We start from the raw sequence: 13691 nt of genomic DNA, 5'->3' as shown, positions 1-13691 counted from the left end.
GTGAGGTTAGAAGAGGGTTTGGCTATAAGACTAAAACTAGATCTATGGCTTTTCTTCTGTTTTTTATTATCAGTTAATACTGAGTGGATTGAGGCTTTAATAGCCAAGCATGTTCAGTTACCAATATCTCAGAGGCAGCATTAAGGGTTGATGAATTGCTTGCAAGCTCAACGATTTTATAATCAGCACTATAATACTGATGCAATTGCTGCTGAGTAATCGAAAAAGGCGGGCCGTCTTTTTTACTTTGATCGTAGTTAAGGGTGATTAATAGCTGTGGCGCGTTATCGCTAAGTTTAGCTATGTGCCTACTATAATCAGCACGCATATTTGCTGGCAAGGCTATCAATGAGGCCCTATCATAAACGGCATCGATATCGCCAATAGCTGTAGCACTCAGTGCAAAAATATCCGCCGCCCATAAGATAATGGTTCGACCAGCAAGCTGACCTTGATAGCGTTTTAAAGTGGATTTATCAGCAGCGCTAGTAAATTCAGTAATAGTCGGCGTGATATTTTGCTCAGTAAAGAACGCTTGCACAGCTGATTCGACCAGCTCAATGCCAACGACGTCGTAGCCTGCGCAAGCCAGCCATACCATATCAATCGATTTACCGCACAAAGGCACCAATACTCGGCTACCGATGGGCAACGCCAGATTAGAAAAGTATTTGATTAGCTCAGGGTTAACGTCAGACTTATGAAAGCCAATACGACCTTCTTGCCAGCGCTGTTGCCAAAATTCAGAATCCATACCATTATTCCTAGCATATCAATGCTTTAAAGGTTTAACATTATCATAGCGCTAAACGCAATAAAAAAGCCAAACGTATGAACCCTTGGCCTTTATAGCGTATAACAATCATAGCAATCTATTAGCTCACCATATACTGGCTAAACTCTTTGCGCAGTTTGGCAAGTTTTGGCGGTATCGCAAAGTTACAGTAAGCCTGACCAGGATTGCGATTAAAAAAGTCTTGATGAGCTTCTTCAGCGATATAAAATTCAACTGCCGGATGCACTTCAGTGACGATATTCAGACCCATATCGCGTAGCTTATTAATGGTGCGATCGATGGTTGGTTTTTGATTGTCATTCGTGTAATAAACGACGCTGCGATATTGGCTACCGACATCATTACCTTGACGGTCTTTAGTCGTAGGATCATGTGTGCCAAAGAATACATCAAGCAATACTTCTAAGGGTAGAACAGACTCATCAAAGGTAATGTTAATCACTTCAACGTGTCCGGTGTTACCACCACAGACGGCTTGATAATTAGCGGTAGTAGCTTCGCCACCCATATAGCCTGATACGACAGACTGTACGCCTTTTAGCGATAAAAATACCGATTCGGTGCACCAAAAGCAGCCACCGCCTAATATAATGGTTTGCATAATTGTTCCTATTATTCGAACGATAGAATATCAGCTAAATAGTGTGTTTAACAAATACATCTTATTTTAAAGGTATTTGACTAAAATATTCTCTATTCAGCAATATACATTTAGCTTAGCAGGGGAGTTGCCCGCGATAAGTAACAAACAGTAATGTTATAATGGGCTTTTGCTATCTTTATCCATTCTCCATAAGTAGCATTATACAAATTGCTGAATAACTTTTAATCTAAGTTTTATTATCCAAAAATGAGTCATCCCATGAGCCAAACCAAGCCAACTACCCTTACTAATGATACTGTTACTAATAACACCGTTAAAAACGATATCATTAAGCATGACATCTTATTTACTACGCCACTCGATAAAGCGGCGCGTTTTTCTTTTGATGAGCAAGTGGTGGCATGTTTTCCCGATATGATTCGCCGTAGTGTACCCGGTTATGGTCAGGTGCTAGCGATGTTGCCGATATTTGCCCGTCGCCACTGTAAGTATCGCCAACAGGATAATGATGGTCAGCGCGTTAGTCGTATTTATGATTTGGGCTGCTCGCTTGGGGCGGCAAGTATGGCGTTGGCAGGCGAGTTTGATCCGCAAGATTTACAGATTAAAGCGATTGATATATCGCCAGCGATGACCACTGAAGCCAGTGCTTTATTAACTGAGAATTATCCAGCGCATAATATTGAGGTGATCACCGCTGATATTCGTGATGTCGAGCTTGAGCTATGCGATATGGTGATTTTGAATCTTACGCTCCAGTTTTTACCCGCCGCTGATAGAGTGGCAGTGTTAGAAAAAATTTATGCAGCATTAAGTGGAGGTGGCATACTAGTATTAACTGAAAAAACTCATGCGTTTGATGAGCAGTATGATGCGTGGTTGGTTGAGCGTTATTATGATTTTAAACGTGCTAATGGTTATACCGAGATGGAAATTAGCGGCAAGCGTAATGCGTTAGAGAACGTCCTCATTACCGATACCTTAGATGAGCATCATGCGCGTTTGGCGCAAGTTAGTTTTCAACGTCATTTAACGTGGTTTCAATTTTTAAACTTTGTTTCTATTGTGGCGTTTAAATAAAAACCTGCCAGCGTATATTTTTGCCAAAACAAAATTTTTACCAGTTTTTTTATCAATACGGTAACCGCCCTTTATGCTTAATGACACCATTACTCACGCTGAACGCGAATTATATTTAACTTTGCTGTTATTGGCGCAGCAGCAGCCGAGCGCTTATGAGTGGCTAACGCGGTTACCAACGTGGCTCAATGATATCAAAGACAAAGCCAATTACGCTCATGCGCCCGCTTACCAAGCGTCGGTGGCACGTTTGCCAGAAATAGCGGTTGATAGGGTGGATTTAGACAACGATGTCTTAACGATTGCTGCCAATCTAAGCGACTCTGAGCGTAAACAAACGATGGCACTGTTAAAGCAGCTGATGCCTTGGCGTAAAGGACCCTTTCAGATTGGTGGTCAAATTGGTAGTGACGAAGATAGTTCGATATTTATAGATACCGAATGGCACAGTGATTGGAAATGGCAAAGGGTCGCACCGCATTTGGGTACTTTAAAAGGACGTCGCGTATTAGATGTAGGTGGTGGCTCAGGCTATCACGGTTGGCGTATGGCAGGCGCAGGGGCTGATACAGTCATTATTATTGACCCATCATGCTTGTTCTATCATCAGTTTATGGCGATTCGTCATTTTGTCGGTAATGCTGACGATCACCGTACCCATTATATTCCGGTGCCATTGGAAGCCTTGCCGGAGCACAGTCAGTTGTTCGATACGGTATTTAGTATGGGTGTGCTCTATCATCGTCAATCGCCCTTTGAGCACTTGCAACAGTTAAAAGGTCAGTTGGTTAAAGGTGGTGAGCTAGTACTCGAAACTTTGGTTATTGAAGGCGATGCCAATACCGTACTGGTGCCACATGACCGTTATGCTCAGATGAATAACGTGTATTTTTTACCGTCTGTAGCGGCGCTGATTGGCTGGCTAGAAAAGGCTGGGTTTACCGACGTGCGCTGCGTCGATGTCGCCGTTACTTCTACCAATGAGCAGCGCAAAACGGAATGGATGAACTACCATTCGCTAGCAGACTTCTTAGATGTGAATGACTCAACAAAGACAATTGAAGGCTATCCTGCACCGATGCGTGCCACGATTATTGCAAAAAAATAGCATTTATAACGTCAATCGGCACAAGGAAGTGAGATTTTGAAAACAATCATAGCTTTGATTACGACCGGTTTATTCGCACTGCCTACTTTGGCATCAGATTCTTATGGCACGCCGTCTGAAGGTTGGGGTTTTGTTAAAGACGACTGGCAATTGGTCTGTGACAATACCTTGACTTGCCGAGCAGCCGGTTATGCCGCTGAAGGTTTGGTTTCTTCTGATAAGTTAGGTGACGCTAGTGTATTGATTACAGTAGAAGCGGGTAAAAAGCTATCTACAGTGCAAGTTAAGTTGAGTAATTGGGAAGAGTTTGAGCAAGAAAAATTAGTACCTGAACAGTTATCAAAAACCAACTATAAAGTTGAGTTATTATTAAATAATAAGTCTTATGGCTTCATCCAACTGTCATCTGAAAGAGAGGGTCAGTTGAGTACCGCACAGGCACAGCAACTGCTCAAACTCGCCAATCAAAATACTAAGATACAGTTCACGTCAGGTATTTATCAATGGCAAGTATCTGACAAAGGATTGGCGGCGGTATTGCTGAAACTTGACGAAGTACAAGGTCGTGTCGGTACACCGTTGGCACTGGTTAGTAAAAGTAGTCTGAATCGACAAACACCTAAATCTGCTAAAGCGAAACCTGTGATTAAGAAAGCATACTCATATGCTGATAAGGATAAAAAACAGCTAACCCCTGCAAAGTTAGTTTATTTTCAAAAAAATATCAATAAATGGATTGATATTGATGATAAGCAACTTGTAGGTTCTAATGATGGTATGGGAGATTGTAAGCTGGTTAATCCAAAAACCGAAGCATACCAACGAATGCAGGAATTTGGTGCTGATAGGTTAGGTTGGGATTTTATTCCGGTAGATAGTAAGCATACATTAGCTACTCATGAATGCTGGAGAGGTGCTTATAATATGGGTGTAGGTCATTGGCTGATAAATCATGCTAAGCCAAGCAAGCCAACACTGATTACGACATCAGCGAGTGATTACTCTGATGGTGAGATTTACGCTCTTCATAAGGATAGAGGAATAGGCGATTGCTGGAATCGCGCAGTATGGGTTTGGGATGGCAAAACCTTTGCATTGACAGAAGATTCTAGTACAGGAATGTGCCGAGGCTTTGCTGGTGGTGCATGGGATTTACCAACCTATACCAGTGAAGTCATAAGAAGTGATAACAAAGTTAATTGAGTTATAGTGGTACTTAAGCAGTAGTTAGATAAACCAGCGTTTAAATGCCATTTCTATCAATACTTTTAGGATAAAACCAATAAAACCTGCACCAAGAGCTAAAAACATCCAAAAAGTACCAGCGCGGCCAGCTTCAGACTGTTTTGATAAATCCCAAATAATAAAGAATAAAAAAGCAATAAAGATGGGCAATAAAATATACATACCCCAAATGGTGACGGTACTAGAAGCAATAGCAAACATGGTTTTATCCTATAAATGAAAGTGTAAAGTAGCGCATACTCTAGCGTGTCTCTTTATATTTTTTATCCATCAAATGATGGTTTAGAGAGAAAGCAGGCGATAACTGTTTTTCATTATAACGCGTAATAGAGCCGCTATAAATATTTCACTAACATCAGGCAACAGTAACGCTACAATCAGCCTAAATAACCCTGTATTGGCAGCCTATAATAGTCATCACCTCCTAAGCTACGCGTATCTAGTATAATAGCGGTGGTTTTAACGCTATTTTTGCTTCAAATAGTGCAATAACCTCTAAAGGTTGTTATATTTATAGGTTACTTATTTTTTTCGTATTACCTTATAGTTCACCAATTTTTTTGTTCATTTATGTGAGTTTATAGTCCTATGTCACAAGCCCAAATTGATACGCTCGCCTCACTATTTGATAGTGCCATCCAAGCCCTAAAAAATGACGGCGAACTACCGGCTGATTGGCAAAACAACAGCCAAATTACACGGACAAAAGATACCAGCCATGGTGATTTTGCAAGCAATATCGCCCTGACGGCCGCCAAAGCTGCGAAAGCCAATCCGCGCCAACTTGCTGAAAAAATCGTCAACGCCTTGCCTGAAAATCAAGATATTCGCCAAGTAGAAATCGCAGGCCCCGGCTTTATTAACGTGTTTTTAAATACCGAAGCCAAATTCGCCGTGTTAGACGATATCTTTAAGCTGCAAGAACGCTTTGGTTTAAGCAAGCAGTTTAAAGGTCAAAAAATCCAAGTTGAATTTGTCTCGGCCAATCCAACGTCTAGCTTGCACGTCGGTCATGGTCGCGGTGCCGCCTTTGGCATGAGCGTGGCAAACTTGCTTGAAGCCATTGGTTATGACGTCACGCGTGAGTATTATGTTAATGACGCCGGTCGCCAAATGGATATTTTAGCGACCAGTACTTATTTGCGCTATCTAGAAGCCAACGCTGAGCCAGTCACATTCCCAGTTAATGGCTATCAAGGCGATTATGTTAGTGATATTGCTCAGACACTAAAGACACAGCATGGGGATAGCTACGTCCACAGTTTTGCAGAAATTGCCAAAGACGTACCAGCAGATGCACAGTTTGAGATAAATGCAGACGGCGAAAAAGTGCTGCTATCGGGCGATAAAGAAGCCCATATCGACGGACTGATTGCTAATAGTAAAGCCTTGCTTGGTGATGGTTATGAGCTGTTTTTAAATGCAGCACTTAGCAGCATTTTGGCTGATATCAAAGACGATTTAAATGACTTTGGCGTCCGCTATGAATGTTGGTTTAGCGAAAGATCAATCGATAGCGAGATTGAGCCTGTTTTACAAATTCTAGATGAAAAAGGCTATTTATACGAAAAAGACGGCAATATCTGGTTTAAATCGACCGATTTTGGTGATGAAAAAGACCGTGTCGTTCGCCGTGCCAATGGTCAAAGCACCTATTTTGCCTCTGATATCGCTTATCATAAAAATAAATTTGATCGCGGTTTTGATAAAGTCATTAATGTTTGGGGCGCTGACCATCATGGCTATGTCCCACGGGTGAAAGCGGCATTAACGGCGCTTGGTATCGATGCCGACCGTCTTGATGTGGTATTGGTACAGTTTGTCGCCTTATGGCGCGGTAGTGAAAAAGTGCAAATGTCGTCGCGCTCGGGCAAATTTGTCACCTTACGTGAGCTGCGTCATGAAGTCGGTAACGATGCCGCGCGCTTCTATTACGTCGCCCGTAAGCCTGAAGTCCACGTCGACTTTGACTTAGAGCTGGCCAAATCGCAAAGTAAAGACAACTTGGTTTTCTATATTCAGTATGCGCATGCACGGGTTTGCCGCGTGTTAGAAAAACTAGAAACCAGTGGTCTGCAAGTAGACGATATTACTGGCGCTGAAAAGCAAGAGTTATTAACCGCACCGAGCGAAGAAGAATTGATTAAATTACTTGGCGCTTATCCGGCAACCTTGCTACGTGCAGCGACAGGCTATGAGCCGCATATCTTAACCAACTATCTAAAAGAGTTGGCCGCGTTATTTCATGGTTGGTACGATAGCAATCGTATCTTGCCCGTCAGCTTGACCTCGGGTGAGACGCCAAGCCAAGATGAGATGGATATGATGCAAGCTCGCCTACGCTTATCTAAAGCGGTTAGGCAGGTATTGAGTAATGGGCTTAGCTTATTAGGCTTGTCTGCGCCGTCTAGTATGTAGTATAAAGAGAGACGGCTGCTAGCCATCATTCGCCGACGACTATTTGGCCATAACAATTCGACATTGATAATTCGACAACGATAGATATATTCAGTAGGGAGAACGAGATCCATGTTAGCCAAAAAACCAAAAGGTGCCACTGAAAAACGCAAAACAAGTAGTGTGTCAGGCTTATTATGGATGTTTGTTGGGGCGCTGTTGACGCTCATGATTGGGGTGTTTTTATACCTTTCACCATTGTTTAACTTTAGTCCTGCGGGCAGCGAAGACGGTACCGACCCTGATAGACAAGTGCAGCAACGAGTCGATACCGACACCGATAATGGTGATTATGAGTTTTATGATATTTTGCCCAATCAAGAGATGGCAACCATCCCTGATGAAGACTTTGGGGAAGGCAGTAATAACCAATCAGGTCAAATCACTGACTTTGAGCCAGATGTAGTCGTCAATCAGCCGGAAAGTACCACACCCGGTGCTAATGATGCAGGTAACTTTGGTATCTCTGAAAGCACCACTATTGAGCCGAATCGTGGCAACAATGCTAATAATGCAGCCAATAATAATGATGACGATATTGTCATCGTTGAAGAAGATGCGACCTACGACGGCACACCAGCTGCGAGTAATACAGGTGCGGCTACAAACAAACCTAGCGCTGGCACTGCAAGTATCCAGCCAGCTAAACCTGCGGCGACTTATATTTTGCAAATCAACAGCTTTGGAGATGCCGACGAAGCAGACCGTCGCCGTGCGCAAGTGCTGATGGCGGGTGTGGACGCTCGTGTCGTTAAAAACACCACGGGTAATGGTTTGCCAATTTATCAGGTCATCTCGCGTCCGATGAATAACCGTCAAGCGGTTGCTAGTGCGCAGCAGCGTCTACAAAACAACGGCATTGACTCCATCATCGTTGAGCAGCGCCGTTAGATTGAATACTTTGTGCTCGTTTTAATCATGTGTTAATAATAAGAAAGCGTCGCAATGACGCTTTTTTTATCTCTGATTTTTAACAAGAGTGTTTTATGTTTTTGGTTTATTCTATCTTATTAAAACCTTCACAAAGAGTATGGCTATGACAATATCTGACTCAGCAACACCGCCTACTGGTTTGGTAAAAGCCTTTTTTCAAAAATATTTTATCGATGCTTTTACGGGTATGGCTTTAGGGCTATTTGTCACATTAATTGCTGGTTTGATTATCTCACAAATCGGTGGTTGGTTAGACTTGCCCGCACTTATCGCAGTCGGCAAGCTGGCCTCTGTATTAATGGGTGCTGGTATCGGTGTGGGCATTGCTTACTACCTCAAAGCGCCGACCTTGGTTATGCTCAGCTGCTTGGTAGCAGGGATGCTTGGTGCGCACTCTGAAGCGTTGATGGCAGGCACGCTTTTTACCCCGCAAGTGGGCGGACCTGCGACGTTCGTGGCTTTACCCGGTAATCCCATTGGTGCGTACCTGACCTCGGTATTTGCTTATCGCGCTGGTACTTGGGTCGCTGGCAAGACCAAGCTTGATATTCTGCTAGTACCATTATTGGTATGCGCGGTAGCATTAGCAGTTTGCGCACTATTGAATCCTCCGGTCGTTGCTGCGGTCAATGCTGTTGGTCACGGTATTCAAGCAGCGACTGAGTTACAGCCATTATTGATGGGTATCGTAATTGCGGTTGTCGTTGGGATTTTATTGACTCTACCGACCTCAAGTGCGGCTATCTGTATCGCTATTGGGCTTGGCGGCTTAGCGGGCGGTGCGGCAGTTGTTGGTTGCGCGGCGCATATGATTGGTTTTGCGGTGGCCAGTTTTAAAGATAACGGCATCAGTGGCGTCATATCTCAAGGACTGGGCACCAGTATGCTACAAATCCCTAATGTCTTAAAAAAACCGCTCGTTTTGCTTCCTGCTGTGATTGCCAGCGCCATTGTTGGTCCTATTGCAACCGTTGGCTTTGGGCTAGCTTGTACGGCAACCGGCGCTGGTATGGGTACGGCAGGGTTGGTTGGGGTGTTTGGTGTCATTGAAGCATCACAAGAAATCATGAGCAGTACTCAGTTATGGACAGCGATTATCTTATTGATGTTTGCCCTACCTGCGCTTATCGCTGGTGTGGTCGCTTATGTGATGCGTCGCCTTGGTTGGTTGGTCGATGGCGATATGAAACTGCCTTAAATTAAAGGTAAAGGACGCAAATTATCCTAACTATTTATTCTAACTACCAATGATAAAAGAGCCCAGCTATTAAATAACTGGGCTTTTTTATTATATAAATTATAAGCTTTTTTAATTAACGACGGACATCTTTTGGTGCATCGCCGTTTGGCCAATCTTTGTCTTTATTGGCTTTTACAGGGCGCGGCAAGTGGGTAAAGTAGGCGGCAATATCGACCGCTTCTTGGTCACTTAGCGTATTACCTTGTCCAAATGGCATTTTACCTTTAATAAAGGCCGCAGCAGTATAAGTACGTGCCATCCCTGCGCCATCATTGAAAGACTTGTCGCCAGCTACCGCAGGATATATATAAGTGCCATCATCGTTATATTGCCCTTCGCCATTATCACCATGACAAACGCTACATTTTTCTATAAATAGCTTTTCACCCGTTTCAGTATTTGGCTCGAGGTTTTTATCCACTTTGACAAAACCGCGACCTTCAGGTGACACCCCAAATGGCATGTCTTGTGACAACCAGCTCATATAAGATACCATGGCGTTCATATCATCTGAACCCAGCTCAAGTCCTTTACCATTCATTGAGCGCTCAAAACAGCCATTAATCCGCTCTTGTATCACGTTGACGCGACCTGCCCGCGAACGGTAAACAGGGTAAATACTGGTCATATTATTCCAAGGTGCGGCATAGGCTTCTGAGCCATTACCTAAATGACAGCTGGTGCAGTTAAGCTGGTTGCCAACGTTATTTGGCAGCTCTTTATAGGTATGATTAGCGAGTTGTAGGCCGCGGCGTACTGCTGCCCCATATTCATCATCTGGAATAGTAGACTCATCTGGCATTTTAATCGCGGGTTTGCCACCTGCTGCGCCTGCCGCATCACCGCCGCCTGCACTCGCGCTCATATCATTAGCCGCTGGCATATTGCTTTGGAGGGTATCTGCACGGGCTTCGAGGGCTTTGACGCGAGCCAATGCTTCTGCTTCTTCTAGACGGTCAACGGCTTTGGTTTCACCGCTATTGCTACAGCCGGCTGTCATACTCACTGCACTGATGGCAAAAATAGTGGCTATTAAAAGGGAGGAGGGCTTGGCGCGTGGGAACTTGGTCATTGGAATATCCTTATGATGAAAAATAATATGAAAAATTATATTTTTATGATAATTTAGTGGTCATGATGGTAAAACTTATTTCAATATTTTGGATAAAGTAGAAGCTAGAATTTCGACATTTAACTTGAACGTTTATAAGGGCCAAAATAACGGGCGTCATATTATTAGCGTACCTCTAAGGCTCACTTTTACCCATTAATCCGTTTTATTTTGCCTGCCAGAATCTGAAAAGTAATCAATATGTAAGTTGCTAGCAACATGATTGTATCAAATACAAATACGTAAAGTGTTTTTAAACTAAAATAAAAACTAACACGACAAACGATGCAAATAGATAGTCAACGCTTTAGATAGTATCGGCGACTATATTTTTTCACTAAAAAAGCGCGTAAATATGAAAATATTTACGCGCTTTTTTGTTAAGGATATATTCCTAACGGTTTAATTTATCGTAGTCTATTTGCCACTAGATTAATTAGCAATTACCGCTTTGCGATCAGCCGTTTTTGTGCGTTTTTTGCCTTTTAACTTGCGTGACAGTTTATTGACGCGGTTTAGGACAGTGCTATAGTGAGCTGGAAAAGCTCGTTGGACGGCGTCCATCATTTTGGCATCATTACCAATCAAGCAGCGTGGCTGATTGGTCGCGGCAGCCTGCAAAATAATCCAAGCAGCGGCGTTGGCATCAAATTTTAAGAACTTATTAAAACTACTGATGGCTTTGCGGCCGCTACGCATGCCAAGGTCGCTGATACTGTCGTTACCACGAGCGCTATTAGCGATATTGGTCTTAATGCCACCGGGATGAATACAGGTCGCTGATACGCCGCAACGCTGAATATCTAGCTCTTGACGCAAGCTTTCGGTAAAACCACGTACAGCAAATTTGCTGGCGTTATAAGCAGATTGTGACGGCTGCGCGGTCAAACCAAATAAGCTTGAGATATTGATAATATGGCCGTGTTCGTTAAACTGGCGCGCTTTGTTATTCTTGTTACTGTCATTAACTTCACTTTCTTTGACGCTGTTTTTAATCAAGGGTAAAAAAGCCTTGGTGCCGTAAACCACGCCCCAAAAATTGATATCCATGACCCATTCAAGCTCGCTAATACTGCTGCCTTCTACGGTTGAATAAAGCGCCACGCCCGCATTATTAAAGATAAAGTTCACTTTACCATGCTCTGCCATCACACTATCCGCCCACGCTTCGACAGCTTTATTGTCAGAGACGTCGAGTACGGTGGTGGTGACTTTGACATCATAGCCGACCAGTAAGTCTTTGGTTTGTGCCAGTTGCTCAGGATTGATATCCGATAGCGCCACATCACAACCCATCTTTGCTAAATGAAGGGCAAGCTCGCGCCCCATGCCAGAGCCAGCACCAGTGATAGCAGCGACATGATTGCGATAATAAGGGCTAATATCATGCTCTTGATGGGAGGAAAAAGGGAGGTGTTGGCGTAGTGAGTTTGCTACTGCAGAGACATTTCCAGAAACAGTGTTAAGCATGATAAACATTCCTTTGTATCATTAATAGTATTGGTATTTCTACTTTAGCATGATTGATGATAAGCGCTGATAGCGATTGATAAACGCAGCTGTCATTTTTACCCATTACATTAGCTGCAAGAAATAAAATGGGAAGTAAGCGGACATAAAAAAAGTGTCTAGCATAATTTACACTAGACACTTTTACTTTAATTACCGCTTTAATAAAGCAGATAAGAGCTTTTAAGCATCTATCGCTATCTGTTCTGAGTCACCGTTAGAGAATGTGATTTCAGGGATTTTACCGTCGTTAATTACTGCTTCATCAACGAGTACGGTCTTAGCATTTTCCATTGAAGGTAGCTCATACATGGTTTCAAGAAGCGCGTTTTCAACGATAGAGCGCAGCCCACGAGCACCTGTTTTACGAGCCATGGCTTTTTTGGCGATGGCATCAAGCGCTTCTTTGGTAAAGGTAATGTCAGCACCTTCCATATCAAACAGATATTTATACTGCTTAACCAAGGCGTTTTTTGGTTCCGTTAATATTTGAACCAATGCATCTTCGTCTAGCTCTGTGAGAGCAGCGAGCACAGGAAGACGACCGATCAGCTCTGGGATAAGCCCAAACTTAATCAAATCTTCAGGCTCTACTTGCTGCAGCAGCTCTGAGCTACGTTTACTATCGTCTTTTGAGCTCACATCAGCATTAAAGCCAATACCCGTTTTTTCAGTACGCTGCTGAATTACCTTATCAAGACCGGCAAACGCGCCACCAACGATGATTAAGATATTACTGGTATCAACTTGGATCAGCTCTTGCTGTGGATGTTTACGACCACCGTGTGGTGGAATAGCGGCAACCGTACCTTCGATAAGCTTAAGCAAGGCTTGCTGCACACCTTCGCCTGAGACGTCACGGGTGATAGATGGGTTATCACCTTTTTTACTAATTTTATCAATTTCATCAATATAGATGATACCTTGCTCAGCTTTGCTGACATCGTAGTCTGATGCTTGCAATAGTTTTTGGACGATGTTTTCGACATCTTCACCGACATAACCGGCTTCGGTTAAGGTTGTGGCATCCGCCATCGCAAAGGGAACGTCGAGTAAGCGCGCCAAGGTTTGCGCCAACAAGGTTTTACCAGAGCCGGTTGGACCAATTAACAAAATATTACTTTTTGCCAATTCAACCATCGCATCATCAGCGCCAATCTTAGCTTTTTTACTGTCATTGGCTAGAGTCTGGCTGACTTTTAGGCGTTTATAGTGGTTATAAACCGCAACGGCTAAGGCTTTCTTCGCTGCATCTTGCCCGATGACGTATTCATCAAGTTTGGCACGTAGCTCTTTTGGCGTTGGCAGCTTTTTGTTGACCCAAGAGGTGTCAATATCGCTATCGTCGTCACCATCTTCGGCGCTGTCGGCAATCAGGTCCGTACATAGCTCAATACATTCATTACAGATATTGGCGTCGTCAGCGGCAATCAGCTGCTTTACTTCACTTTTTTCTTTGCCGCAAAACGAACACTGCGGGGTGTTATCTTCTGCCATATAACGGCACTCCTAAAATTTAATACTGCTCAATATTCTGATTATGGACATCGATGTAAAAGCGCAGGGCACTTAATATATTTTCTCTTACCCTATCGCGCTTAGGCAGTG

At 43.4% G+C, this 13691-nt stretch carries 12 protein-coding genes; 6 read left to right on the top strand and 6 right to left on the bottom strand.

Annotated elements, in window-relative coordinates; translation table 11 throughout:
- Positions 1–73: 73 nt before the first annotated feature.
- The gene (gene tmpT, locus JMX13_RS11315) at positions 74–754 is read right to left on the bottom strand and encodes a thiopurine S-methyltransferase (protein WP_201612660.1); all 681 of its coding nucleotides are present in this window, start codon (positions 752–754) and stop codon (positions 74–76) included.
- A gap of 121 nt (positions 755–875) precedes the next feature.
- Positions 876–1397 (bottom strand): peptide-methionine (S)-S-oxide reductase MsrA, encoded by a 522-nt coding sequence (gene msrA / locus JMX13_RS11310; protein WP_201612658.1) that lies wholly within the window; start codon positions 1395–1397, stop codon positions 876–878.
- A gap of 249 nt (positions 1398–1646) precedes the next feature.
- Between msrA and cmoA the strand changes: the two genes are divergently transcribed.
- The 3 genes from cmoA (at position 1647) to JMX13_RS11295 (ending at position 4791) form a co-directional block, all read left to right on the top strand.
- Complete coding sequence (gene cmoA, locus JMX13_RS11305; RefSeq protein WP_201612656.1) at positions 1647–2480, top strand: carboxy-S-adenosyl-L-methionine synthase CmoA; 834 nt, start codon at positions 1647–1649, stop codon at positions 2478–2480.
- A gap of 73 nt (positions 2481–2553) precedes the next feature.
- Complete coding sequence (gene cmoB / locus JMX13_RS11300) at positions 2554–3588, top strand: tRNA 5-methoxyuridine(34)/uridine 5-oxyacetic acid(34) synthase CmoB (RefSeq protein ID WP_201612642.1); 1035 nt, start codon at positions 2554–2556, stop codon at positions 3586–3588.
- Between the two features lie 36 nt (positions 3589–3624).
- Entirely contained in the window at positions 3625–4791 is a 1167-nt protein-coding gene (locus tag JMX13_RS11295; protein WP_227686299.1) for a DUF1176 domain-containing protein, read from the top strand.
- A gap of 24 nt (positions 4792–4815) precedes the next feature.
- On the opposite strand, the gene JMX13_RS11290 is transcribed toward JMX13_RS11295, so the two are convergent.
- Positions 4816–5034 carry a DUF2788 domain-containing protein gene (locus JMX13_RS11290; RefSeq protein WP_201546531.1) on the bottom strand — a complete coding sequence of 73 codons (219 nt, stop codon included), beginning with the start codon at positions 5032–5034 and terminating at the stop codon, positions 4816–4818.
- A 387-nt stretch (positions 5035–5421) separates the two neighbouring features.
- Between JMX13_RS11290 and argS the strand changes: the two genes are divergently transcribed.
- The 3 genes from argS (at position 5422) to JMX13_RS11275 (ending at position 9421) form a co-directional block, all read left to right on the top strand.
- Positions 5422–7251 carry an arginine--tRNA ligase gene (gene argS / locus JMX13_RS11285; RefSeq protein WP_201612640.1) on the top strand — a complete coding sequence of 610 codons (1830 nt, stop codon included), beginning with the start codon at positions 5422–5424 and terminating at the stop codon, positions 7249–7251.
- A gap of 111 nt (positions 7252–7362) precedes the next feature.
- On the top strand, positions 7363–8181 hold the full coding sequence (locus tag JMX13_RS11280) for an SPOR domain-containing protein (RefSeq protein ID WP_201612638.1): 819 nt from the start codon (positions 7363–7365) through the stop codon (positions 8179–8181).
- A 145-nt stretch (positions 8182–8326) separates the two neighbouring features.
- Positions 8327–9421 carry a PTS transporter subunit IIC gene (locus JMX13_RS11275; RefSeq protein ID WP_265088413.1) on the top strand — a complete coding sequence of 365 codons (1095 nt, stop codon included), beginning with the start codon at positions 8327–8329 and terminating at the stop codon, positions 9419–9421.
- 115 nt (positions 9422–9536) lie between these two features.
- Here JMX13_RS11275 and JMX13_RS11270 read toward each other — a convergent pair whose 3' ends face one another.
- The 3 genes from JMX13_RS11270 to clpX all read right to left on the bottom strand — a co-directional run bounded on the left by JMX13_RS11270 (position 9537) and on the right by clpX (position 13580).
- Complete coding sequence (locus JMX13_RS11270) at positions 9537–10535, bottom strand: c-type cytochrome (RefSeq protein WP_201612634.1); 999 nt, start codon at positions 10533–10535, stop codon at positions 9537–9539.
- 471 nt (positions 10536–11006) lie between these two features.
- Complete coding sequence (locus JMX13_RS11265) at positions 11007–12044, bottom strand: SDR family NAD(P)-dependent oxidoreductase (RefSeq protein WP_201612632.1); 1038 nt, start codon at positions 12042–12044, stop codon at positions 11007–11009.
- A gap of 222 nt (positions 12045–12266) precedes the next feature.
- A complete protein-coding gene (gene clpX, locus JMX13_RS11260; RefSeq protein WP_201612622.1) occupies positions 12267–13580 on the bottom strand; it encodes an ATP-dependent protease ATP-binding subunit ClpX in 1314 nt (437 codons plus the stop codon).
- Positions 13581–13691 lie beyond the last annotated feature (111 nt).

Origin of the sequence: Psychrobacter immobilis (assembly GCF_904846285.1) — a bacterium.
GTDB classification, from domain to species: domain Bacteria; phylum Pseudomonadota; class Gammaproteobacteria; order Pseudomonadales; family Moraxellaceae; genus Psychrobacter; species Psychrobacter immobilis_D.
The sequence above is the reverse complement of the archived record's forward strand: the minus strand, read 5'-3'. Positions and strand labels throughout refer to the sequence as shown.